The sequence below is a fragment of the Alkalibaculum bacchi genome (assembly GCF_937875145.1).
Classification (GTDB): domain Bacteria; phylum Bacillota; class Clostridia; order Eubacteriales; family Alkalibacteraceae; genus Alkalibaculum; species Alkalibaculum bacchi_A.
The window spans coordinates 1-24,825 of the sequence record NZ_CALNCS010000203.1 but is presented as its reverse complement, the minus strand read 5'-3'; the positions used below and the strand labels follow the sequence as shown (position 1 = coordinate 24,825).

Here is a 24,825-nt window from a genome sequence, read left to right as displayed (position 1 = left end):
AAACCTACGGTAGAGGTGTACTCCTATGCCAATAATACAGAGCGCATTGAAGAAAAACTACTAAATGGAGAAATTGATATTGGAATCATTGAAGGCAAAATAAAAAGTCCTCATTTAATCAGTATCCCCAAAATTAAGGATTACCTTGTTCTAGTATGCAGTAACCAACACCCATTTGCTAAAAAAGATGTTATCAACTTAAAGGAATTAGAAAATGAGAGTTTTGCAATGAGGGAAAAGGGCAGTGGTACTAGAGAATTATTTGAAGAGTATATGACAAAAAATAAAGTAGCTATTAAAACTGTCTTTGAAGGAAATAGCCCAGAATCCATTAAAAAAGAAGTTATAGAAAACAATTGTTTAGCTGTTATATCCATCGGTCTAGTGCAGAAAGAATTACAAGACTCAAAGATTCACGTCATTCATAACGCAAACGAAGGCTGGAATAGATATTTTAGCGTTGTTTACCATAAAGACAAAGAATTGACAGATAAAATAAGATGTATAATAGATATTATAAATGATTATGAATATTTGCAGAATTATCCTACATTTCAATCAGGAATGCTCATAAATGAAACGTCTTAAATAAAGAGTAATTTGCAGTCTTCTCAAATATTACATATAATTGAAGATAAATTAACACCCAAAATTACTTAAAGAATGAAAGGAGATACCAATTTTGACAAAAGATAATAAAAACGTAAAGATAAAAATACTTAAGGATGGCCCATATATGGTAACAGGAAAGGTGCCTTTATGTGAAAAGGTTATTGTACCGAAGGGTAAAACCTATGAATACGAAGAGGGAGGTACTTTTCCAGTTAAAGAACAATACGCATTATGTCGATGCGGAAAATCAAAAAACCCACCATTTTGTGATGGTGCTCATGTAAAAGAAGGGTTTGACGGGACGGAAACTGCATCTAAGGCGAAATTTGAAGAAAGGGCTGAACTACTGAAAGGGCCTGATCTTGATCTTCTGGATGATGGCAGGTGTGCATTAGGGCGTTTTTGCCATTTAGAGGATGGCAGCGTGTGGCAATTAGTAAAGAAATCTGATGTTCCAGAATATCGGGAGCAAGCCATCAAAGGCGCATCTGAGTGCCCAGCAGGTAGACTAGTCGCTCTAGATAAGTCGGGAAAACCATATGAAGATGAACATGAACCCTCTATTGAGTTTCTTCAAGACCCTGAAAAAGGGGTAAGCTGTGGCATTTATGTTAAGGGGAATATTCCAATTGAATCCTCTAATGGAGAAATGTATGAAACAAGAAATAGGGTAATGCTATGCCGATGTGGAGAATCAAGTAACAAACCCTTCTGTGATGCAACTCATGTAAGTGCAAAGTATTTAGATCAAGAATAAGATTTCTATAAAGCAAAAAATTGGTAATCATATAAGTGCAGCCGAAGACATCCTTCGGTTGTTTTTATGTATTTGAAAATTTACTATAAAAATGGTCTACTCTTTATACAAAAGGGAATACATTTATTATGATACTATAAATAGCTGATTGCTATTTGTTATAAAGAGGAGAAACGTAATTATTGGTACTCTCTTGCTTAAAACTGCATTTGGCTATAAAATACAATAGTGCTTAAGTAAAGGAGGACTTATTGTGAATAAAAAATTATTACTAGCGGGAATGTTGACAGTAAGCATTCTTTTTTTATCAGGTTGTAGCAATACAACAGAGAAAAAACCTAATGAAGATACGAGTAAAGAGTTATCTTTAACAATTGGTTTAATGCCAGCTGTAGATGCAGCGCCTATGTTTATAGCAGAAAAGGAAGGCTACTTTGAAAAACTAGGTTTAGATGTAGAGCTTGTAGTCTTTAACAATGGACAAGAAAGACAAAGTGCCTTACAGACAAATACAATAGATGGTTCCATAACGGATTTAATAGCTGTAGCGACTAATGTAAATAGTGGATTTGGACTAAAAGCTACATCTATGACCCAAGGAATGTTTCCAGTACTTGTAAAATCTGATTATGGAGATAAGAAAGATATTAAGGCTACTATGATGGAAGTTAGCGTGACTAACTTTTTAATCGATGAATGGTTTGGTGAGGACCACAATATTGAAAAAGTATTTATTAACGAAATACCAGCTCGACTAGAAATGGTTAAAAGTGGTGACGTAGATATGGGCATTTTCCCAGAGCCAATGGCCTCTATGGGGGCTGTAGATGGCCTAGAAAAGAAAACCTTTGAAATGAAAGATGGGTACTCACCTGATGTACTAGCGTTCACGACAAAAGCTTTAGATGAAAAAGCTGAGGCAATAGAGCTTTTCTATGAAGGATACAATAAAGCTGTAGGAGATATACAAGCTGATGAAACGATAGCAAGGGATATAGTGATTGAAAAGCTTGATTTAAATGAAGCTATCAAAGATGATATAATTCTTCCATCGTATACGAAAGCTTCGTTACCTGATGAAAAGTATCTTAAAAACATTATAACGTGGGTAGAAGAAGTACTAAAAAAAGACATGGAGGTGTCTCCAGAGGATCTCGTTGAAAGGGCTTTTGTGGAGTAATGGTAGATATTAAAGATTTAAGTTTTTCTTATGGCGCGGATACTGCCCTAAAGGATATTAGTCTTCACATAAATAAAAATGCTACATGTGCCATCATTGGGCCCTCAGGATGTGGAAAGACGACCCTGCTTTATTTGTTAGCAGGGCTTCTTCATACAAGCCAAGGAGAAATCAGGGTAAATGGAGATAAGATAATGGCAAGTCGAAAAGAAACAGGTGTTATTTTACAAGATTACGGGCTTCTGCCTTGGAAAAAGGTAAAGGACAATGTGGCCCTAGGGTTAACCATTCGTAACCTTTCTAAGAAAGAAATCCAAAGAGAAGTAGATAAAATTCTAACGGAACTAGATATTTTAGAATTAAAGGACAAGTTTCCAGCTCAGCTCAGTGGCGGGCAAAAACAAAGGGTCACCATTGCTAGAACCTTAGTGACCAAACCTGATTTACTCTTAATGGACGAAGCAACCTCTGCGTTAGATGCTATGACCAAAGAACATATTCAAAATTTACTTCTAAAACTGTACCATAAAAAACCTAGTACCATGATCTTTATCACTCATAGTATTGAAGAAGCTGTATTTCTCGGGCAGAAAATTGCCATTATGGAAAAATCAAAAATTAAGAAAGTCATTGAAAATCCTTATTTTGGAGACTCAAAAATCCGTAGGAAGATGGAATACTACGGTATATGTTTAGAGGTAAGAAAGGCGTTAGAAGAGGGGTATTAAGATGAGCTTATTAAAACGAAAGACAAAGGATAATACCCTATATGGGCTTTTGATGGTGTGTACTATTTGGTATGGACTTCATTTTATCATTAAGTCAAATATCGTTCCTAGTCCCTATGAAACGGTAAAGCAATTTGTGATTTTATTTCCTCAAGTGCTATCTGTCCACCTTATAGCTAGTTTATATAGAATCTTTATTGCTATATTTCTATCTGTACTTATAGGAGTTCCATTAGGGCTATGGACCGGTATAAACAAAAAAGCAGACACACTTATTTCTCCTGTAATATATCTATTGTATCCATTGCCTAAGGTTGCATTCCTACCTATATTTATGATTTTAATGGGTATTGGAGATCTTTCTAAAATCGTACTCATGATTACCATAATTGTATTTCAGATTCTTTTATCTGTAAGAGATGGGGTGAAAGAAATTCAAAAGGAGCTCTTTTACTCCATTTTTTCACTAGGTATCACAGGTCTAGGCGTATATAAACATTTAATATTACCAGCAGTTCTTCCAAAACTAATATCAGCTCTTAGAATAACTTTAGGAATTAGTATTTCTACCCTGTTTTTTGCCGAAAATTTTGCCACCACTTATGGAATAGGATATTATATTATGAATGCTTGGATTATGGTAGATTACCTAGATATGTTTTCGGGAATAGTAGGGCTTAGTTTATTAGGATTGCTTTTATTAAAAGTTTTGGATTTTATAGAGAAAGAACTGTGTCCATGGGTCTTTTTAGAAAAGAATGGGTAGCTTAAAGAAGCCTATTTTAATACAGTAGAAAGGAAGTAATGCAATACATTCTTTATTGCATTAAGGTGAGACAAAATGTTTGATTATATCTACAACTCAGAAACCATAGTACAGAAGAGAACGCAAATTTTTGAAGAGTTTTTAAAATTATCTGGAAGTGTTGAAGACTGCAATTTTAAGATGATTTCTACTGATGATTTAAAACTGTTGTTTGAGTTGTACGACAGAGTGTTTTTTCGTAATGATTTTTCTAATCAGTATGAAGGTGGTTTTCGCTTTTCCCTTTCTAAGCGTATGAGTAAAAGTGCCGGGCTTACTTTGTGTCCAAAGAATATTAGTGCTCTAAAACCAAAAGATGTAATCATTGAATTTCGTTTTGGTGTTAATTTCTTCTTTTATTATGAATTAAGTGATAAAGAAAAATTTGTTTCTGGCATTGAAACCCACAATGCTCTAGAGGCATTACAACTAGTTCTAGAGCATGAAATATGTCACGCTATTGAATTTATACTGTATCATCAATCGAGTTGTAAGAAAAAACGCTTTAAGATAATAGCTAAAAACTTATTTAATCATAGCAGCAGTTATCACGCACTCCCTACAAATCAAGAAATTGCTAAAGAAAAATTAGGCTTATCTATTGGAAATAAAGTTTCCTTTCAATACGAAAATGAATTTTTCGAAGGTTTTATCAATGGAATACATAAACGAGCTACGGTTATGGTAAAAAATAAGGAAGGTTGCTACATAGATCGTGAAGGAAATAAATATACAAAATACTATGTGCCCTTAAATCAATTAATCCTACTTAAATAAAACAATCAATGCCTCTACCTATACACAAATATCCTGCATAAGATTATTCCTAAAGACCAAAACTAATATAAATACAAATTGATATAAGGAAGGGAATAAGATGGATAACAACAAAAATAGAAAAAAGGATAGAGAAAAGAGCAATTCAGAACTTAGAAAAATGGAGCCTAAAGATAATGAAGATGTAGGGATAACCAATGGTATTAAAAGAGGCACTCATGACGGAAAGCACGAAAAAAATACGAAGTAGAAAAACTTATTACAAAGCAGAATCTCTAGGAGTATAGAAGATTCTGTTTTTTTGTAAATAATATTAAATAAAGTAGGATTTGTAATGGAGATATAGCTAATAAAAAAATATTGTAACAAAAATGTAATAAATGTTTGTCAAAAAGATGAATTAATGTTACAATAAAAAAGTCATAAATCACGTGTCAACGGATAGCAAATTTGATGGAGTGTAATTACATGGAAAATCAACCAAAAGGGCTGAAAGAAAAAATAAACAAGCTCAATCTAAAGAAAAAAGTTCTGCTAGCATCTGGCATTATCACAGTTGCAACGGCAGTAGGGATATATGCTTATGAAAGTAGCTTCTCTTATGAGTTAATCTTGAACAACGAATCGGTAGGTATCGTAAAGGAAATGGAATACGGTGAAAATGCTTTATTAGCTGTTCAAGAAAAAGTAGATGAAAGCCACGGAGAAAAAGCATATTACAGTGAAGAAATACAGTATAATAAAGTGAGAGTAGAGAAGGACAAGCTTCTTAGCGAAAAACAACTAGAAAAAAGCATATATGAAAATATTGATGTTTACAAACCCGCTGCTATACTTATGGTAGACGGAGAGGAAAAGTTGATTGTAGAGGAAAAAGAACAAGTTCAAAATATCTTAGAAGGTATTAAAAAGCCATTTGTAGAAGAATTAAAGAAAAAAGATGTAGAATTAGTAAATGTAGATTTTAATCAAAAGGTTGAAGTTGTAGAAAAGGACGTTTTAGTAGAGAATATACTTAAACAAGAAGAAGCTCTTTACCAAGTCAATCAAACTCAACCAAAGACTTATAAAATTGCTTCAGGTGATTCTGCATGGACGATTTCTAGATCTACAAATACACCAATTGATAATTTAGAAAAAGCCAATCCAAACATAAACCTTGAAAATTTAATGCCAGGAGAATCTCTTAACTTAGCTTCTAAAGAATCATTTATCGACGTAAGTGCTACGGTAAAGAAAGTTGAGACGAAAGAAATTGATTTTAAAGTAGAAGAGAAAAAAGATTCATCCATGTATATTGGAGAAACAAAAATAGAACAAAAAGGCGAAACAGGATTAAAAGAAATTACCAAATCTATTACATACATAAATGATATTGTAGAAAAAGAAGAAATCATTAAAGAAGAAACCCTAAAAGAACCAGTAAACAAAATCGTATTAGTAGGAACAAAGGTAAGAGCAGTAGCAAGTAGAAGTACAAGTACAGGTACAAATACAAGTTCAAGAGGCAGTGGCAAAGCCGCTCCTACATACAATGGAGATTTAGGATCAGCCATAGTAGCTACAGCGAAACATTATATAGGAATACCATATGTCTCTGGAGGTTCAAGTCCATCAGGTTTTGACTGTTCAGGTTTTACATCTTATGTGTATAGACAGTATGGAATTAGCATACCTAGAACTAGTGGCGGACAAGGTGGTCTAGGTGGATACGTATCAAGATCAGAGCTAAGACCAGGAGATATAGTTGTCTTTCCAGGGCATGTAGGAATTTACGTTGGTGGTAACAGCTTTATACACTCACCAAGACCAGGAAAATCGATTCAAATATCGTCGTTAGATGGTTATTGGTCATCAAGATTCCAAGGCGGAAGAAGAGTATATTAATAAAAAAACTGCAATCTCAGATTGCAGTTTTTTTATTTTTTCAAATTAAGAATTCTTTCATTTTCTATAGCATAGATTTGTTTGTAAATTTGTGATTTATTGGTAAATTATATGGTATAATATAAGTAATTATAAATTGAAAAAAACTATGAAAATATAAATTTATAAAAATATAAATGATAATGCGTTTTTTGTTTTAATTGATAATAATTAAATAGAAAAATATAAGAATTGGAGGGAATTATATGAAAAAGAAGCTCGTTTTAATTTTAGTAGTATTGTTAACCGTATCTCTAATAGGGTGCGGGGCAAAAGAAAAACTAGAGGAGAAGGCTAGTGAAGCGGTTGCAGAAAAAGTAATTGAAAAAGCTGGAGGTGGCGATGTAGATATCGATGGCGATAAAGTGACGGTCAAGGGCGAAGATGGAGAAGAAGCAACTTTCGGATCTACTGATTGGCCTACCTCAGAATTGGCAAAAAACATTCCTGAGTTCAAAGGAGGCAAAATCGTTTCAGTAATGGAAGCAAGTGATTCTTTGATTATTAGTATAGAAGAAGCAAGTAAAAAAGATTTTGATGAGTACTTCAATGAAATCAAGAAAATTTATACAAATCAAAGCTATGATATGAAGACAGAAGATGGTATTACCTATGGGGCATCAGATGATAAAGGTTACGGTGTTACTATCATTTATGGTGCAGATGAGACGTTAAACATTTCTCTTGTTAACACTGGAGAATAAAGAGAAAAGGTATATTAATTTGTTTTTTATTATAGAGTTATAGAGTTCTTTGTTATTAATACAAATTCCTCCTTGATAATTGCAATTTACTGAGCTATAATGAAAGAAAAGAATAGTTTAACAAGTGCCTCTTAAGAGGATAATAGGGAATCAGGTGAAAGTACTGAACGGTCCCGCCACTGTATACGAGTAGCAAATTATCGATAAACCACTGTTTCTTATTAAAGAAATGGGAAGGGAGATAAAAAGCGTTGATCCGTTAGTCAGGAGACCTGCTTGTTAATGAATTGTGCACTCTCTAGGAAAGAGTAAACACTTGAGAATGATGGAAAAGTTCTCAGCCTTATTTGGCTGAGAACTTTTTTTGCGTGAAACAACGAGCAAAGCGAAAGCTACGCTTTCATTTTGCGAGTGTCTACAACAATAATTTATCCAATAAAGTACCGAAAGGAGTGTAAAGATGTTTCAAATAGGAATCGACATGGGTGGAACTTTTACAGATTTTATCGCGATAGGAAATGAAACGTTTAAAACAGTCAAAATCCCTTCAAATAAAGAATACCCCATACAAACAGTACTAAGGGGGTTAGAAGAATTAGCTACTGATTTCAATATGCAATTAGAAGAGTTTCTTTCAAAAACGCATAAGCTAGTTCATGGAAATACTGTAGCAATTAATGCTTTGCTTCAAAGAAAAGGAGTAAAGACAGCTTTAATCTCTACAAAGGGATTTACGGATACATTAGAAATGAGGCGGGCCAGACTTGAAAATCAATGGGATTTCTTTTCGCCTATTCCTAAAGTCTTAGTTCCTCGCCATTTGCGCTTGCCAGTATCGGAAAGAGTAGATTATAGCGGAAAGGTATTACAAGAATTAGTACAAGAGGATGTAGAAGAAATTCTAGAAAAGTTGCAAAAAGAGAAAGTAGAGTCTGTTGCTGTTTGCACCCTTTTCTCCTTCATGAATCCTTCCCATGAAAAAGCCATCAAAGAGTACATAGAAGAGAGACTTGACAATGTATTTGTATCGATATCAAGCGAAGTATCGCCAAAGCTTGGAGAGTACGAAAGGGTTTCAACAACTGTGCTCAATGCTTATTTGACTCCATTAGTGTCTCGTTATCTTGATGAATTATCTCATGCTCTAAAGGAGCGCGGGCTTAAATCAGATATTCTATTAGTTCAAAACAATGGAGGTTTAGCTCATATATCCTATGCTAAGGATTTTGGTGTAAAAGGATTGTTTTCAGGTCCGGCAGCAGGAAGCAGTGGCGCAAAAGCATTAGGAGAGAAAGTATTAGAACCAAATCTCATCTTAGTAGATATGGGAGGAACCAGCTTTGATGTAAGCTTAGTAAGCGATTACGAGATTAAGATTATGCCAGAAGCTGTCGTAGGAGGATACCCAGTAAACTTACCCCTGGTTGATATCGAATCTGTAGGTATTGGCGGAGGTAGTATTGCTAGTATAGGTGTAGGTGCAATGTTATCTGTAGGACCACAGTCTGCTGAATCTTATCCAGGTCCTGCTTGCTATGATAGGGGTGGCGAAGAACCCACAATTACAGATGCAGCCTTAGTTCTAGGCTTCATTGAAGAAGGAAATTTTGGTGGCGGAACGATGAAAATCAGAAAAGATCTTGCAGCTCAAGCGATTGAAGACAAGATTGCTAAGCCTTTGCATATGAGTGTGGAAGACGGAGCTTACGGAATATATCAAATTGCACTGGCTAAAATGGTTGATGCGGTTCATCTCATGACCATTCAAAAAGGACATGATCCAAGAGATTTTGCACTCTGTGCAGTTGGAGGAGCATCTCCGATTTTTGCTTGTAATATTGCAGAGGAAATGGGCTCTAAGATAGCGATTATTCCTGCTAATGGAGAAGTCTTTTGTGCTCAAGGAATGCTCGAATCTCAAATTAAATTAGATATGGTACAAAGCATCGTTCAACAACTAGCTCAACTACATTTTGATGAAATCAACAGTACTTTAAAGGGATTAAAAGAGGATGCGACTTCTCAGCTAAAAGCTCAAGGCATTTTAGTAGAAAATCTTAAGTACAAATTTCTCTTTGAAATACGATACGAAGACCAACATCACACATTGCCTGTTCATTTCAAAGGGGAAAAATTAGACGAGCACAATATAAAAGAACTTCTCGACGAATTTCACAATTTACACGAAAAAAGTTACGGTTATTCAGAGAGAAATCAAGAGTGCACTTTAATTAGCATACGACTAGAGATGTGGGAAGAGTCTTTGAATCAAATATCTCAAATAGAAAGGCCCGTAGCTTCTGTAGAGCCATTAATACCGAGCTATAGGAAGGTATGCTTTGATGGGAAAGGCGTATATAATGAGATTCCCGTTTACAAAGAAAAAGAGCTTTCACAAAATCATATCATAGAAGGTCCAGCATTAATTGAAAAGGACTATACAAGTATTTTTATTAATCCTCGCTTTGACGGGAGATTCAATAAATATGGTGATTTTATTTTAAGAAAAAGGGGGAGCCATATATGAGTATAGATGATGTCATTCTAAAGTCGGTTATTTCACATCGTTTAGATACGATTTCCAAAGAAATGGGGGTAGCACTAGAGAAATCTTCTCGATCTCCTATCTTTGCAGAAGCTTGTGATTTTGCCTGTGGCGTTACCAATCACAAAGGAGATCTCATATCCCAATTAAATGGAATACCTATTTTAGCTGCTGCAGGAGCTTTTAGTGTTCAAGCAATTATTGGAAAGTATGGAGAAGAGATCAAAGAGGGGGATGTATTCATCATTAACGATCCTTACTGGGGCGGAAATCATCTTCCAGATATCGGCATTATCACTCCAGTATTTTATAAAGAAGAGTTAGTATTCTTTACCGTAAGTCGTGCACATCATGGAGATATTGGCGGTTCTGTGGCAGGCAGTTATAATACGAAAGCCACAGAGATATTTCAAGAGGGGATTCGAATTCCTCCTACAAAGATGGCTACAAAAGATGGAATTATCTATGAAGTGTTAGATCTCATTACCTACAATACGAGAAATCCTAATATGATGCGAAGTGATTTTTTCGCTCAAATGGGAGCCAATAAAATAGGCAAGGATCGATTGATTTCACTACTTGAAAAATACGGCTTAGAAAAAGTCAAAGAAATGCTAGTTTCCATCCTACAAAGCGCAGAAGAATTAGCTAAAAGTGAAATTGCAAAATTTCCTCAGGGTACCTATATTGGGGAAGAATGGTTAGACGATGATGGGTTTCAAGAAGAGCCCATTAAAATTAAAGCCTCTGTCACTTTTAAAGGCGATGAAGTTTTCATTGACTTTACAGGAAGTGATGAACAAGTTACAGGTTTTGTAAACTGTGGTTTAGTCACTACAAAGTGTGCCTCGTATATTGGGTTATTGTGGGCTCTTTCTCCTGAAATCCCTCGAAATAGCGGTGGCTTTAGACCAATAAAGATTATTGCGCCAAAAGGTAGTGTTGTAAATCCTCATGAAGGTGCACCGGTTACTATGTCTACTTTACACTGTGCAAGTGAAATTATCGCTGCCATTCTTAAAGCTTGTGCTAAAGCTGTGCCTGAGAGAATCCCAGCAGGTTTTGGTCGTTATTTAGGGCCTTCTTTCTACGGGACAGACCCTAGAAATGAAAAGTATTACGTAGGTTTTACTTTCTGCTCTTTAGGTTCTGGTGGTGGAAAGTACGGTCAAGATGGTTATCCTTATATGGCTGCTTTTTCAAATTACGGTGGTGTTCAAGCGCCAAATAATGAATCCAATGAAATTCAGTATCCAGTTCTCACTTTAAATCATCATCTAGTCACCGATACTGCAGGCTCAGGAGAGTACCGAGGAGCTCCAGGAGTCAAATACGAGTATCAATTCTACGGTCATGATCAAAGCATAGTCATGTGGGGAGATGGAATGAAAATAGCACCATATGGATTAGAAGGTGGAAAGCTGGGCAGTGTGAACCAAAATTGTCTCACTACGAAACAAAATGGCTCAGAGATTTTATCAAGCAAAACAGCACCTCGCAGAATTGACTCAGGAGACAGCATACGGATTATCTCTTCTGGTGGAGGAGGTTGGGGTGACCCTTATAAGAGAGAGCCACAAAAAGTATATGAAGATTTTATAAACGGTTATATCAGTCAAGAAAAAGCAGAGAAGGATTATGGAGTGGTGTTATCCCGCGCTGGAATAGATATAGAGAACACAAAAAAATCGAGAAACATGGAGGGGAAGTAAATGAATAATTTAAGTATGACACAAAAGGTAGAAAGTAATAGGAAATTGCGCTTTGACACGAAGGCACTTGTTGGTGCGGTGATTTTGGGCATTGTTTTTGTTCTCGTACAACAAATTGCACATAGAATTGACGCCTTAATTAACCCAGCTAGTACGATTATTGGCGGAGTAACTTGGGCCATGTTTACAGGATTAACAGTCCTATTATTTAAACAACCAGCGGGTCTTATTACTGTAGAAGTGCAGGCATTAGTTGCAGTAGCGTCTGGTCTGTCTCCTTTGTCCATTTTCTTTATTCCATCTAACGGATTGGCCTCTATTGGCTACACTCTTGTTACTTGGAAGTTTTCTATGGAAAAATGGTCACACCATTTATTGGCTCAAATCGTTTCTAATGTATTAGGAAACATCGTAGTAGGTATTGGTTTGTATGTAGTTCTTGCAGTGCCTATTCCTGCCATACTCGTATCTAGTACGATTACGACTTTAGTAGGTGTTGTTGGTGGCACCATTCTTACAAAAAAAGTATATGATGGCATTCATAAATCTGGAGTACTAAAATAAGGAGGATAATATGAATCAAGACTGGAGAGCATTTATAAAAGAGTACGAAGGTCAAGGGGGGGGAGTCCTTTCCATTAAAGAAGAGTTAAATAGAGAATATGAACCTACAGGAATTATGATGGAACTAGAAAGACAAAAACGTTATCCATTAGTTCACTTTGAAAAAATAGCAGGTTCTGATTTTTCTGTCATAGCCAATACGATTGGAACAAGAGAGAGACTTGCCCTATCTTTAGGTGTAGAGGTAAAAGACTTATATAGCGTACTAGCAGAGAGAATTAAAAATAGCATAGAGCCAGAAATCATTGAAAATGCACCCTTTAAGGAAAATTGTCTGCAAGGGGAAGAATTGGATTTAACCAAACTTCCTATATTGACTCATTTTCCAGTAGACGCAGGTCCTTATATTACTGCAGGTTTGGTGACGGCGAAAGATCCTGTATCTGGGGCAGATACCTGTGGATATCACAGAATGCAATTAAAGGGCAAAGATAAATTAGCGATAAGTCTTCATTCTCGTCAAAGGCTGTGGGAGTACTTTAGAAGAGCTGAAGAAATGGAAAAAAATTTAGAGGCAGCTGTGGTTTTAGGTGTTCATCCTGCTATATCTATGGGATCTATGGCTTTAGTTCCTTATGATCAAGGTAAATTTCCTCGAATGGGTGGACTCATACAAGAACCTTTAGAGATTTCACCATGTACCACTATCAATGTAGAGGTGCCTGCCTATGCTGAAATCGTCATTGAAGGAGAAATTCTTGCAGGAGTACGAGAGCCGGAGGGCCCCTTTGCAGAGTTCACGAATTATGCATGCCATAGAAGTACAGAAAATGTCTTTAAGCCAAAAGCTATTTACTATCGAAATAATGCCATTTATCAATCCATTACACCTGGAATGTGTGCAGAGCACAATACGGTTATTGCCGTGCAAAGAGAAGGGGATGTATTAAAAGCATTAAAAGAAAACATCCCGAATATCGTAGATGTACATGTGCCTGTATCTGGTTGTGGGTGGTTTCATTGTTATATCTCTATGAAAAAAATTGCAGAAGGTCAACCAATGCAAGCTATTTTGACTGCGTTAGGGATGGATTTTAATCTAAAACATGTGGTGGTGGTAGATGAAGATGTAGATGTTCAGGACGAAGCCCAAGTTTTATGGGCCATTGCTACGAGAGTACAGGCAGATAGGGATGTACACATTATTCCACAACATATGGCTATGGGGGTTACGTTAGATCCATCTACAGATGAACTCAGTAGAAGTGCAAAAATGGGAATCGATGCTACAAAACCTCTTGATAATTTTCCTGAGAGCATCAAACTTCACCCAGAAGCAATGAAAAAAGCTAGAGAAATCTTAGGTAAGATCAAATAGCATTAGGGGGAATTAAAATGCTAGAGGTAAACATTAAAACACTTTCTTATCCTGAAGGGGAAAAATGGAGTTTAGAAGAAATTAATACTCATATTGAATATGGAGAGCTCGTCTTTTTGACTGGTTCTCCATGTTCTGGCAAGACTACCTTGTGTCAAGTGATAGCTGGGGTTCTTCCAAACTTTACCAACTGTAGTTTGGAGGGCATTGTTCAATTAGATGGAGAAAAAATTGTCCAAGAACATTTACCAGAAGTAGCAGGTAAAATTGCATATGTACGAGATGAACCCAAAAACCAGCTCTTTTCCTTTACGGTAGAAGAGGATTTGGGATTTGGACCCTGCAGCCTTCTTCTTGAGGAAGAAGAAGTAAAGAGGAGAATTAAAAGAGCATTAGATTTTGTAGGTTTAAAGGGCTATGAAAAGAGAAAAAGCCATACCCTTTCAGGGGGAGAAGCTCAAAGAGCTGTATTGGCATCTGTACTCACCTTAGATCCTAAAGTTCTCATATTAGATGAAGCTGTCACTCAAATTGATCCAAAGGGCAGAAAAGATATTTATGAAAGATTGAGTCAGATGGCTAAAAAGGAGAACAAAATTGTCATTATCGTGGACAATAAAGTAGAGAATTACTTTTCTGTTGACCATAGGCTACTAGTACTTGATGAAGGAAAACTTCTTTACGATGGGCCTATGAGAAGAGACAAACTGCCTAAATTTATTAAGCCAGTAAAACCACAAAAAGTTACGACTCTGTTTAATACTTTAGATCCCGTTCTTTCTGTAGAAAATGTTTCTTTTCAATACGGTAATGGTGAGTTTGGCCTTGAGAACATCAACTTAAAGGTATATCCAGGTGAATTTATATCACTTATGGGTAAAAACGGAGCAGGTAAAACGACATTAGCAAAACACTTTAATGGACTGCATAAACCCAGCAAGGGGAAAGTATGGGTGAAGAATATGAATACAAGAGAACATTCTACAGCTCAATTGTCTAAAAAAGTGGGCTACTTGTTTCAAGATCCTCAAATCCAGTTATTTACCAACTCTGTAGAAGAAGAAGTCTCTTTTGCATTAAGAGTACAAAAGTTACCTAAAGGCGAAATAGTAGACAGAACCAAAAAGATATTAGATGAGATGAATTTAAGCCAATATGCGAAAGACCATCCTTATACATTGTCTAAGGGAGATGTGCAAAAGTTGGCATTAGCTTCTAGTTTAATCAATGAACCGAAAATTTTAATTATTGATGAACCTACATCTCAAATGAGCTTTGCTCAAAGCTGGAAGGTTATGGAGATGATCTTTCAATTGACCCAAAAAGGCGTTGCAGTAATTATGATTTCCCATGATCTAGAATTGGCACTTCATTACTCTAGCAGAATGGTAGTTTTAAAAGAAGGACATATTGAATTGGATATACAGACTAATGAATGTTTTATATATAAAAAGGAATTGTACGATTTAGGTTTAGATATTTGTGAAGATGGTGGAAAAGGAGAAGAAATGTATGAAACTATTGTTGGGATATAATGAGGGTGATTCTTGGATACATAAACTAGATCCACGGGTAAAACTCCTTTGGTTAGTAGCTAATCTCGTATTTGTTCTTATGTTTTCAGATACCATATTTCTTGTGATATGTTTCATGCTTATTTTACTAACCACTTACCTTTCAAAAATTAATCTTAAAGTTTATTTACCTATGCTTAAAATCATGACCGTAATTGGGATACAGTTTATACTCTTAGAGGGTCTTTTAATTCATGAAGGGAGAGTGCTCTTTCAAATAGGCCCCTTTCCTTTCTATTTAGGCGGTGTTTTCATAGGGTTAAATGGAATTCTTCGATTGATTTGTTTGGCTTTTTCTTTTCTACAATTTTTAATGTGGACTTCCCCTCAAGAATTGACTCTTCTCACGGTCAAATTAGGACTTCCTCACAAATACGCTATATTAACAGGGATGACACTGTATTTTCTGCCAGTAATTGAAAAAGATCTTAAAGAAATATACGAAAGTCAACAATCGAGGGGATTAGAATTGAGCACTATTTTTCAAAAGGTCAAGGGATTATTTCCTGTGATTATGCCACTAATCCTTCGCTCCCTAAAAAGGACAAAAGAAGTAGCCCTTGCTATGGAGTTAAAAGGATATACGAGGTATTCAACGCGCACTTTTTTAGGGAGCATTTCATTTAAGACGGTGGATTATATAGCGTTATGTATCATGGTAATGTATTTTGGCTCTTTGTTTGCCCTTCAAATTCTTTAAGTTTCAGGTTTTAATTTTTTTTCGAGCAATGCGATAAACGGTATAGGCTGTGGTACCTTTCAAAATACTCGAAAGTGAAATGCTCATCCACACTCCACTTAAACCAAAATACCCTACTAAAAAATAGGCCATAGGAATTCTCAAGCTGGTAAAAAGAATGCTAATGTTAGAGGAAATCTTAGGTTTGCCTAAACCGGTAAAAAAGCCATTAGATATGGACTCTATAGCGCTAAATACTTGAGAAAAAGCGAGAATCATAAGGTAGGATGAAGTAATCGATATGGTGTTGGCTTCTCGGATAAATAGTCGGATTATAGGTCTATTGAAAAACAAAAACAATAAGGTCATAAAACCAGCGTAAAAGACGCTTAATTTACCGGCTGATTTGTATCCTTCTAAAATTCGGTCGTATTTTTTTGCACCATAATTTTGCCCAGTAAAAGCTGCCATAGCACCACTTAATCCACCCGTGACCATATAGGTAACGGACTCTATTTGTAGGCCGATTTTTTGAGCGGCAATCGCATCTGAACCAAAGGATGCAATGAGTCTAGCGAGCAATATGTTTATTAAAGTGAATAGAACCCTTTGAGAAGCATTTGGCAAGCCTAAAACAAGGATTTTCTTTGCCTTATTCGAAGCGACACCGTATTTTGGCTCGAATTTAAAGATTCCATTGGAATAAACTAAAAATATAATAAACATGACTCCATTGGCAATTAATGTGCCGAGAGCTGCACCAACTACACCAAGTTTTAAACCATAGATAAATAAGGGGTCAAATATTCCATTTACGATGACGCCGATAACGCTGATTTTTAAGGATAATTGGTTGTTTCCATAACTGCTAAGAAGTCGTATAAAAAGGGTATTAAAAAAACTAAAAAATAGTATTATGGCGTGAAGTGCGAGATACTTATAAGCGTAGTCTTCTACTATAGGATTACTGATATTCAAAAATCCAACTAGTAAAGTACCCCCTAATACTAAAAGAATACCGTAGAGTAAAGCCAAAACAAGATTAATGACTAAACCAGTATTAATATATTGCCTTACCTTTATTTCGTCTTTTTCACCTAATGCATGTGAAACCTTTATTCCCGTGCCGATTACGACTAATGCGTTGATGGAATAACCTAGACCAATATAAAAGCTTGCCGAGCCAATACTGGCCACAGCATCGCTACCTAAACCACCTACTAAAAGCATGTCATAAAGATTGTATGTAAATTGCAGTAAAGAACTGCCCATTATAGGTAGCGCTAATTTAGTCAAAACATTTGTGACCTTACCTTCTGTCAAATCAATAAATTTCATGTGTTGTCATCCTATCTTTTTTCTTTGTTTCTATTTTAATAAATTGGTTGATTTAAATGTGCATCCTCTTGTCCAGTTCAATTTTAATATTTTCCCCCTCAAAAATAAGGATTGCAGCTAAGAATATAATACTTATAGCAACGCAAATAATGGAAGGGTAATATACAGTAATCCAATCAAATAGGACAAATATAATCGGTATAATTCCAAATAATGCATCTAAGAGCAAATAGACGATATAGTCTCTAACACTCAAACGCATGATTTTAGCTGTAATATACATGACAAACATAGCGGAGACATAGCTGATGGGGAGAATGTAATCTAAGGACCATCCTCTCCAACCAATTCTCCAATCCCAAAGTATAGAGAGTATCGACAATAAGGATACTTGCCACATAATAGTCTTGGCAATATTATGTCTTTTTCGTATAACGACGATTAAGCTTAGCCACATAGTTAAAAGAGCAAGCAAAACAAATAAGGGTGAGTTAATATTGCTCGGAAAAATCTCCTTTAATGCAAAACTAACCACTAATGCGGCAATAGATATAAATGCAGTAATACGAAGTGCTAAATGACTTTCAAAAATCAGTGAAATTGTAGGAAAGAGCGTTTCTTCTTCCTCATGGGTATCTGGCAGGGAATTTTCACAAAGTGTGCACTGTAGTTTATCTCCCCGAATATAAACTTTGCAATGGGAGCAGTATTTCATAAAAAACTTCCTTTCAAGAATTTACATATTTGATGAAATTTCAATTTGAATACCCTTATTGGAAAGATGTTCAAAAAATCTCCTTTGAATTTCCGTATCTTTAAAGGGAGATGTAAAACTTATGACCAATTGATCCCCATAAGAGCACATGCAAATTTGAGGTCTTCTAGCGCTTGTGCAAACAGTAAATTGGCGAATATAAGGCTCAAATTCTTCTGGCATTTGAACTTTTCCAATATTAGAAATGGCCCCAGTAATTCCTCGATCTACCAATTTATTGGCTATGCGAATAGAGTAGTCTTTTATAGGCAGTGGAATAATTCTCATAAATGGATTCTTTTCTAGAGAAATGAGGCGATTAATCTTGTAGTTGATTTTGTCTACAGTCAAATCCTTTTGAAAAGATTCTGTAATGCTTTCGATAATATCTTTTAGCTCTGTTTCTTCTTTTCTAAATTGATAACTTATATTTATGGTGCTAAAGAAGTTTCTTGCAGTGTCTGATTCAAAAAATTGTCTTAAATTTATAGGGACGGATAAAACAATAGGTCGTCTTCGTTCAAGAGCATTCATCTCTTTGTAAATAGAATAGATGAATAAAGCAGCAAGATAAATTGTTAAAGATGTATTGTCCTTTTTTACTTCGCTTAATACAGCCTTTACAGACATAGATCCCTCAATTAATTTCATTCTATTTTCTTCTGTTCTTTTTCCGCGAATTTTGTGAGCTTTTATCCTCTTATTATGGTCTATTACATTTCGTGTAAACCCATTGTCTCCTATAAAGTGTTTGTTAAAACTATCATCCATTTTCTTCTTAATAGAAGCATTGTAGTCTAGAGCGGGCTTATAATTCTTAAATTGCTCCTCATAGCGGTAAAACAAGTAGTGGTATACTAAGGTCTGTAAAAAGAGCAGAGCGCCTTTTCCATCAGAAAGGGCATGAAAGATTTCAAAGCTAATTCGCTTATGATAATAAAATACGCGAAACAAGAGGTTTTTCGTATTTTTATTATAGATTGGTGCACATATAGAAAGAGATTCCTCTGAGACTTCAGGAATCAAATCGCTCGATTCAAAATAATACCAGAACACACCTCTTCTTAAAATAGATTTAAAAAAAGGAAAACTTTCAATGGTTTTGTTTAATGCTTTCTGTAATATGTTAGGGTCAATCATTTCATAAAGTTCACAGGATAAACGAAATACTTTAGTATCTAGCTCATTTGCGGTGGCAGGAAAATACTTAGATGCATTATCTAATTTAGTCCATTCCACGCTTTTGCTCTGCTTCAATTTCATTTCTCCTTTCTAATTCTTGTCTTTTAAAAATAAGTTAATCATTTTATAGGATCTTTTTGCATACTTTGACTTCCAGGGCAAGGAAAAAAAACCATGTAAAGCACCCTTCATGCGATATATTTTTACACTATTTCCAAAATCCATCAACCTTGCACCATAAGATTCTCCTTCATCTCGTAGTGGATCATACTCTGCTGTGATGATCAAAGTCTTTGGCTGATCTTTTAAATCCTGAGCCATCAAAGGAGCTACATAAGGATTTTTTCTTTTTTTCTTGTCAGGAACATACAAATCCATGTAATCCTCTAGACGTTTCGATGTCATAATATAATTTTCCCCATTTTCAACAATAGAAGGAAAGGGCGCTTTTTCACTATGGTCATAATAGGTGGAGGGATATATTAAAATTTGTTTGTTAATCTTAAATTCACCACGCTCTTTTGCCATAAGGGAAACAACTGCAGCAAGATTCGCACCTGCACTATCACCAATCAAAGTAATATCCTTTGTTTTGCAATGAAGTAGATGAGGGTTTTCAAAGAGTACTTTAGTTGCTTCATAACAATCTTCTAGTCCAATAGGAAAGGGATGTTCAGGTGCTAAGCTGTAATCCACAGCAACCACAGTGTGTTTTGTCTGTTTTGCCATATAAGCACATACATTAGTGTAAGAATCAATATTTCCAGTCACCCATCCACCACCGTGGAAGAAAATTAACACTTTAGAGTGTTCTTGTTTTCTTGGTTTAAAAACGCGAACAGGGATCTCTCTGCCATCTATAAAAATTTTATAGTCTAGTAAATTGTACAGAGGTTTAAGGGATTTAATATAAGGGTTAAAAATGTTGAGTGCTTTTCTGTGGAATTTATAAATTTTTTTGATGCTTATAGAAGAAAAGGAAAGAAGCTGTAGAGCTTTCCTTTTTATGGGGTTCATAATAGCGCCTCTCTTTCTCTATAGGGTGGCTGTTATTGTAAAATTTAATTTTATTCACACATTAATTATAGTATGATTAGATTATATACTGTTCATAGAAAACTTGCACGGATTAATATTTTGCGTAACCAACGAACGTAGCGAAAGCTAAGCTTTCGCTGCAGATATATGATGTGGCAGACAAATGGCTTGCCGTTTTGGATGTGAAATCATATATCTAGGCAAATGAAAGCGTAGCTTTTATTTAGTGAGTAGCGCGACTTCAGAAAGTCGCAAAGCGAGTTTCTGAAGTGAACATTTCAACCCCCAAAAAAGGTAGGTATCAAAATGGATTCTTTGATTAAAAAACAATTAAAACAGATCGAAAAGCAAGAAAATAAATTTTTAAGTAAAGAAAAAAACATCTTTATACAATCTAAGATAAACCCTATTAGGCAAAAAATTGAAGGGAAGATTCCAGAGGGTTTAAAGACAACTCTTGATGCTGCTTTTATGAAAGGGTTTCAATTAGTCTTTGTGAAGGGAAATGGCTACATCGAAAAGACTTATAAAAAAGATCAGATGCAATTAGAACACGAGTTAAATAATTATGCAGTAGAGAAAAGTCTCAGCAAGAAATATATTCGAAAGCTGGATAAAGAAGCTAACGGCTCTAAGAGAATTAATTCTACCTTATCTATAGTAGAAGGGGGAGTACTAGGTGCCTTAGGTATTGGTTTGCCAGATATTCCGTTGTTTATATCCGTGATTATGAGAACCATTTATCAAGTATCTCTTAGCTATGGATATGGTTATGAGAAAGATAAAGAAAAGCAGTATGTTTTACTTCTAATATGCGGAGCCATCACGTATGGAGAAGAGCAAAAAGAATATAATGAAAAGATTGATGTGTTAGGTGAAGAGATTGATCAAAAAACTTCTTTAAATGATGATCTGAAAGAATATATAAAAGTAACTTCAGATTTACTATCAAATTCCCTATTAGCTGCTAAATTCATACAAGGAATCCCAATTGTAGGAGTCATAGGAGGAGCAGTCAATTATAGCATGGTCAGTAAAATAGGAAAATACGCTTCCATTAAATACAAGAAAAGGTATCTATTGAGTAAAATTAAACCTTAAGATATATAAAACATTATTTTTATATAGATGTTTGAATGAAAATGTGATATATTCTTATTTATAATAAATAAGAAGTAAGACAAGTTATTTCGCATAGTGAATAATATCTTATATGTCACAAGGGGGTATGGCGCAGTTGGGAGCGCGCTTGAATGGCATTCAAGAGGCCAGGGGTTCGAATCCCCTTATCTCCACCATCTGAAATCAAAAAGTCTCAAGGAATTGAGGCTTTTTTTATGCCTTTTTTGACTCTTGAAAAATTGTCTAAAATAGCGAGAAAATTGGTCTATAAGTGACACGTAAGTGACAAGGATTTAAGGTTAGAGGAGAGGGGAGGAAACCTTCTTTCCTATAAATTTGAAACAAATACAAACACCAGCAAAAATCTACTTTGGTTTTATTGCTCGTGTAGCTTAATCAAGAAAAAAGTCATAACTAAAAGTATCTGAATTTGTGTCTTGACAAGCGTGCACATTATATTTTTACTTAGAACCTACAACAAATGCGCCCCCAGGTGTATTGCCTAGCCTATTTCTTTTTCTGCCAATCTTTCGCTGAGAGCTTCTTCTAGAGCTGATACCAATTGATCAGCGCAAGATGTGTTGTTTCTACATACAATGCCTCTAAGTTTTTTAATTACTTCTTCTACAGGCATTCCTTCAACAAGTTTGCTGATGGCTTGGAGATTTCCTGAACAGCCATTAGTGAAATGAACATTTTTTACTAAACCGTCCTTAATATCAAAATTAATTTCACTAGAACATACTCCATTAGTATGATATGTAATCATTTAAAACACTTCTCATATAAAATTCTGTCTTTTGAATTGTATCATCTATATATAACTATAATCAATAGGAGAATGTATGACTCAAAACATAAATAGTGGAGGAAAGTTGTTAAATAATAAAATGATTTATTGTAAAATGAAATAAAAAAATAATAAAAATACAATTGATATATGTACATACTTATGGTAGACTTACAGCAAGAGAATGTAAAATCGTTTACATAAGCAGAGTAGGAAATAGCGCGTTAAGTGCCGATAGAATGGGAAGTTGTCGTCGGACGAAAAATCATCACGATTTGCGGTACTATTTCTGCATCCACTGCCACAGAAGAGTTCTCTTCTCTAATGTGGTAACAATGCCATATAAGAGAGGAGGTGCTCATATGAAGGATACGAGGAAACTGGTTTTCTTAGCTTTATTCATTGCGCTACAAATTGTACTAACTAGGTTTTTGTCGATACAAACACCTATCGTAAGAATTGGATTCGCTTTCTTACCTTTAGCAATATCATCTATGATGTTTGGTCCTTTGTTAGGAGGCGTTGCTGCAGCAGTAGCAGACATTATTGGAATGATGCTTTTTCCGTCAGGTGGGGCGTATTTTCCAGGTTTCACATTGACTGCTTTTTTAACAGGTGCAGCTTATGGTTTGTTTCTTTATAATAAACCAAAGACATTTATTAGAATCACTCTTGCAGTAGTATTTGTTTCTTTAATCATTAATTTAGGACTAGATACTCTATGGATAAAGATGATAACAGGAAATGCATATTTAGCTATTTTACCAACCCGAGTTGTAAAATCATTAATCATGATTCCAATTCAAGTTTCATTAATCCAAATCATGTGGCGCTACGTAGTGAGCCGTTTGAATATTATCAAAACGGCAACAGTATAACTAAAATATGAGGAGCTTTGCTTTTGCAAGGCTCTTTTTTTATAGTGCGCCTAGCGTGAGTGCAATCTAACTTAATAGCCATTTTGAAAAATAGATGACCTATAAATAGTATAAGCAAATGAATCATTTTTTAGTAAGAGAAACTTATTGTTTTTTTTCTCCTATAAAAGGTTTATGGTATAATCATATAAAATTGAAACAAATAAACACATAGTAAATAACCTATGCTTATAGGGAATATATCTAATAAGTTGATATAGTTATTTTATAAGTGAAATGAAGATAAAAATAAAGGAGCAATAAAATGGATTATTCACAAAAGAGTCTCGCTGTTCATGAAAAGCATAAAGGGAAAATTGAAGTCGTATCAAAGATTTCAGTACAAAATAGAGAAGATTTAAGCATTGCTTATACTCCTGGAGTCGCAGAACCTTGCCGAAAGATACATGACAATAAAGAGAGTGCGTATACTTATACATCAAAAGGAAACTTAGTAGCCGTTGTTAGCGATGGGAGTGCTGTTTTGGGTCTTGGCAATATTGGACCAGATGCGGCTATGCCAGTTATGGAAGGAAAGTCCATTCTTTTTAAAGAATTTGCCAATGTAGATGCTTTTCCAATATGTCTAAATACTCAAAATGTAGATGAAATCATTCAGGCTATAAAATGGATTGCTCCAACTTTTGGAGGTATTAATCTTGAAGACATTAGCGCACCAAGGTGCTTTGAAATAGAAAATAGATTAAAAGAAGAATTAGATATACCTGTCTTTCATGATGATCAACACGGTACGGCCATTGTGGTAGCTGCGGGTATCATTAATGCTCTAAAAATTGTTCGAAAAAGGTTAGAAGACATTAAAGTAGTAGTAAATGGTGCGGGAGCAGCAGGTGTAGCTATTGTTAAAATGCTTCTCAATTTGGGTGTAAAAAATATTATCTTGTGTGATAGTAAAGGAACCATATTTGAAGGCTCATCAGATGTAAAGTATAAAGTTGAAATTGCAAAAGTAACGAATAAAAAATCGTTAAAGGGTTCATTAAAGGATGCATTAGTGGGCGCGGATATATTTATAGGTGTTTCAATAGCTAATATTGTAACAGAAGAGATGGTTCAATCTATGAACAAAGACGCTATTATTTTCGGATTGGCTAATCCTACTCCTGAGATAATGCCTAATTTAGCCTTAAAAGCTGGAGCGAAAATAGTTGGTTCAGGACGATCTGATTTTGCAAATCAAGTAAACAATGTGCTGGCTTTCCCTGGTATCTTTAGAGGTGCTTTAGATGTAAGGGCTAAAGAAATTAATGAAGAAATGAAATTGGCTGCAGCTTATGCTATAGCTGATTTAATTAGCGAAGAAGAGTTGCGAGAAGACTATGTAATACCTGATGCTTTTGATAAAAGAGTAGTAGATAAAATTGCCTCAGCGGTAAAAGAAGCCGCTATTGCAAGTAAAGTAAATAGGATATAAAGTGAAATAAGTATCTATAAAAGGGCGCAATAGGGCTTTTTATATTTTTTAAAAAAAGAGTTGACATTAATGGGAGATCTCTCTATAATAAAACAAGTCGCCACAAAAATCGACAAAATATCTCAAAGAAAAAGAGATTGTTGATTTTATAAGAAAAACAAAAAAAGTGGTTGACAAATGAAATGAAAAGAAGTATGATATAAAAGTTGTCTCTTGAGACAAGCTAAAAAAGAATTTAGTAAGCAAAGTATTACTCTAAGGTATTTGAAAATAGAATAGTGCACACAAACCCAAGCAAATTAGTTGCA

23 protein-coding genes, 1 tRNA gene and 2 riboswitches are annotated in these 24,825 nt (G+C 35.1%); of the genes, 19 read left to right on the top strand and 5 right to left on the bottom strand.

Translation table 11 applies throughout. From position 1 onward, the window contains the following. The 15 genes from Q7P22_RS11800 to Q7P22_RS11730 form a co-directional block, all read left to right on the top strand. Positions 1–588, top strand: a 588-nt coding sequence (locus Q7P22_RS11800; RefSeq protein WP_303864398.1) for a LysR substrate-binding domain-containing protein, incomplete at its 5' end; no start/stop codon positions are given. Positions 589–682: 94 nt separating this feature from the next. After that, entirely contained in the window at positions 683–1,369 is a 687-nt protein-coding gene (locus Q7P22_RS11795; RefSeq protein ID WP_303864396.1) for a CDGSH iron-sulfur domain-containing protein, read from the top strand. A gap of 253 nt (positions 1,370–1,622) precedes the next feature. Next, positions 1,623–2,549: an ABC transporter substrate-binding protein gene (locus tag Q7P22_RS11790; protein ID WP_303864394.1), complete on the top strand. Its 927-nt coding sequence runs from the start codon at positions 1,623–1,625 to the stop codon at positions 2,547–2,549. Then, positions 2,549–3,277 carry an ABC transporter ATP-binding protein gene (locus Q7P22_RS11785; RefSeq protein ID WP_303864392.1) on the top strand — a complete coding sequence of 243 codons (729 nt, stop codon included), beginning with the start codon at positions 2,549–2,551 and terminating at the stop codon, positions 3,275–3,277. The genes Q7P22_RS11790 and Q7P22_RS11785 overlap by 1 nt, the downstream gene beginning before the upstream one ends. Position 3,278: 1 nt before the next feature. Then, positions 3,279–4,043, top strand: a complete 765-nt coding sequence (locus tag Q7P22_RS11780; protein ID WP_303864390.1) for an ABC transporter permease — start codon at positions 3,279–3,281, stop codon at positions 4,041–4,043. 75 nt (positions 4,044–4,118) lie between these two features. Next, the gene (locus Q7P22_RS11775; protein ID WP_303864388.1) at positions 4,119–4,859 is read left to right on the top strand and encodes a hypothetical protein; all 741 of its coding nucleotides are present in this window, start codon (positions 4,119–4,121) and stop codon (positions 4,857–4,859) included. Positions 4,860–4,959: 100 nt separating this feature from the next. Next, positions 4,960–5,109 carry a hypothetical protein gene (locus Q7P22_RS11770; protein WP_303864386.1) on the top strand — a complete coding sequence of 50 codons (150 nt, stop codon included), beginning with the start codon at positions 4,960–4,962 and terminating at the stop codon, positions 5,107–5,109. Positions 5,110–5,327: 218 nt separating this feature from the next. Continuing rightward, on the top strand, positions 5,328–6,746 hold the full coding sequence (locus Q7P22_RS11765) for a C40 family peptidase (protein WP_303864384.1): 1,419 nt from the start codon (positions 5,328–5,330) through the stop codon (positions 6,744–6,746). 245 nt (positions 6,747–6,991) lie between these two features. Further along, a complete protein-coding gene (locus tag Q7P22_RS11760; protein ID WP_303864382.1) occupies positions 6,992–7,489 on the top strand; it encodes a DUF6591 domain-containing protein in 498 nt (165 codons plus the stop codon). A gap of 105 nt (positions 7,490–7,594) precedes the next feature. Beyond that, a riboswitch (cobalamin riboswitch) is annotated at positions 7,595–7,784 on the top strand. 165 nt (positions 7,785–7,949) lie between these two features. After that, positions 7,950–10,016: a hydantoinase/oxoprolinase family protein gene (locus Q7P22_RS11755; RefSeq protein ID WP_303864380.1), complete on the top strand. Its 2,067-nt coding sequence runs from the start codon at positions 7,950–7,952 to the stop codon at positions 10,014–10,016. After that, positions 10,013–11,746 carry a hydantoinase B/oxoprolinase family protein gene (locus Q7P22_RS11750; protein WP_303864378.1) on the top strand — a complete coding sequence of 578 codons (1,734 nt, stop codon included), beginning with the start codon at positions 10,013–10,015 and terminating at the stop codon, positions 11,744–11,746. The genes Q7P22_RS11755 and Q7P22_RS11750 overlap by 4 nt, the downstream gene beginning before the upstream one ends. Further along, the gene (locus Q7P22_RS11745; protein ID WP_303864376.1) at positions 11,747–12,310 is read left to right on the top strand and encodes a hypothetical protein; all 564 of its coding nucleotides are present in this window, start codon (positions 11,747–11,749) and stop codon (positions 12,308–12,310) included. 10 nt (positions 12,311–12,320) lie between these two features. Next, positions 12,321–13,688, top strand: coding sequence for a UbiD family decarboxylase (locus Q7P22_RS11740; protein WP_303864374.1), 1,368 nt, complete (start codon positions 12,321–12,323; stop codon positions 13,686–13,688). Between the two features lie 17 nt (positions 13,689–13,705). Continuing rightward, positions 13,706–15,223 (top strand): ABC transporter ATP-binding protein, encoded by a 1,518-nt coding sequence (locus tag Q7P22_RS11735; RefSeq protein ID WP_303864372.1) that lies wholly within the window; start codon positions 13,706–13,708, stop codon positions 15,221–15,223. Next, positions 15,201–15,962 (top strand): energy-coupling factor transporter transmembrane protein EcfT, encoded by a 762-nt coding sequence (locus Q7P22_RS11730; RefSeq protein ID WP_303864370.1) that lies wholly within the window; start codon positions 15,201–15,203, stop codon positions 15,960–15,962. Before Q7P22_RS11735 ends, Q7P22_RS11730 begins: the two co-directional genes overlap by 23 nt. A 3-nt stretch (positions 15,963–15,965) precedes the next feature. On the opposite strand, the gene Q7P22_RS11725 is transcribed toward Q7P22_RS11730, so the two are convergent. Genes Q7P22_RS11725 through Q7P22_RS11710 form a run of 4 tightly spaced genes read right to left on the bottom strand, consistent with a single transcriptional unit; the run spans position 15,966 to position 20,232 of the window. Next, positions 15,966–17,279 carry an MATE family efflux transporter gene (locus Q7P22_RS11725; protein WP_303864368.1) on the bottom strand — a complete coding sequence of 438 codons (1,314 nt, stop codon included), beginning with the start codon at positions 17,277–17,279 and terminating at the stop codon, positions 15,966–15,968. 52 nt (positions 17,280–17,331) lie between these two features. After that, a complete protein-coding gene (locus Q7P22_RS11720) occupies positions 17,332–17,994 on the bottom strand; it encodes a DUF6320 domain-containing protein (protein ID WP_303864366.1) in 663 nt (220 codons plus the stop codon). Between the two features lie 21 nt (positions 17,995–18,015). Continuing rightward, positions 18,016–19,296 carry a hypothetical protein gene (locus Q7P22_RS11715; RefSeq protein WP_303864364.1) on the bottom strand — a complete coding sequence of 427 codons (1,281 nt, stop codon included), beginning with the start codon at positions 19,294–19,296 and terminating at the stop codon, positions 18,016–18,018. 9 nt (positions 19,297–19,305) lie between these two features. Further along, positions 19,306–20,232 carry an alpha/beta hydrolase gene (locus Q7P22_RS11710; RefSeq protein WP_303864361.1) on the bottom strand — a complete coding sequence of 309 codons (927 nt, stop codon included), beginning with the start codon at positions 20,230–20,232 and terminating at the stop codon, positions 19,306–19,308. 327 nt (positions 20,233–20,559) lie between these two features. On the opposite strand from Q7P22_RS11710, the gene Q7P22_RS11705 reads away from it, so the two are divergent. Continuing rightward, positions 20,560–21,354 carry an EcsC family protein gene (locus Q7P22_RS11705; protein WP_303864359.1) on the top strand — a complete coding sequence of 265 codons (795 nt, stop codon included), beginning with the start codon at positions 20,560–20,562 and terminating at the stop codon, positions 21,352–21,354. Positions 21,355–21,475: 121 nt separating this feature from the next. Next, positions 21,476–21,551: transfer RNA gene (locus Q7P22_RS11700), tRNA-Ala, on the top strand. 326 nt (positions 21,552–21,877) lie between these two features. Here Q7P22_RS11700 and Q7P22_RS11695 read toward each other — a convergent pair. Further along, on the bottom strand, positions 21,878–22,144 hold the full coding sequence (locus tag Q7P22_RS11695; RefSeq protein ID WP_303864357.1) for a TIGR03905 family TSCPD domain-containing protein: 267 nt from the start codon (positions 22,142–22,144) through the stop codon (positions 21,878–21,880). Positions 22,145–22,368: 224 nt separating this feature from the next. Next, a riboswitch (THF riboswitch) is annotated at positions 22,369–22,468 on the top strand. A gap of 59 nt (positions 22,469–22,527) precedes the next feature. Here Q7P22_RS11695 and Q7P22_RS11690 point away from each other — a divergent pair. Both Q7P22_RS11690 and Q7P22_RS11685 read left to right on the top strand, forming a co-directional pair. Then, positions 22,528–23,043, top strand: a complete 516-nt coding sequence (locus tag Q7P22_RS11690; protein WP_303864355.1) for a folate family ECF transporter S component — start codon at positions 22,528–22,530, stop codon at positions 23,041–23,043. A gap of 304 nt (positions 23,044–23,347) precedes the next feature. Further along, the gene (locus Q7P22_RS11685) at positions 23,348–24,517 is read left to right on the top strand and encodes an NADP-dependent malic enzyme (RefSeq protein ID WP_303864353.1); all 1,170 of its coding nucleotides are present in this window, start codon (positions 23,348–23,350) and stop codon (positions 24,515–24,517) included. Positions 24,518–24,825: the final 308 nt, after the last annotated feature.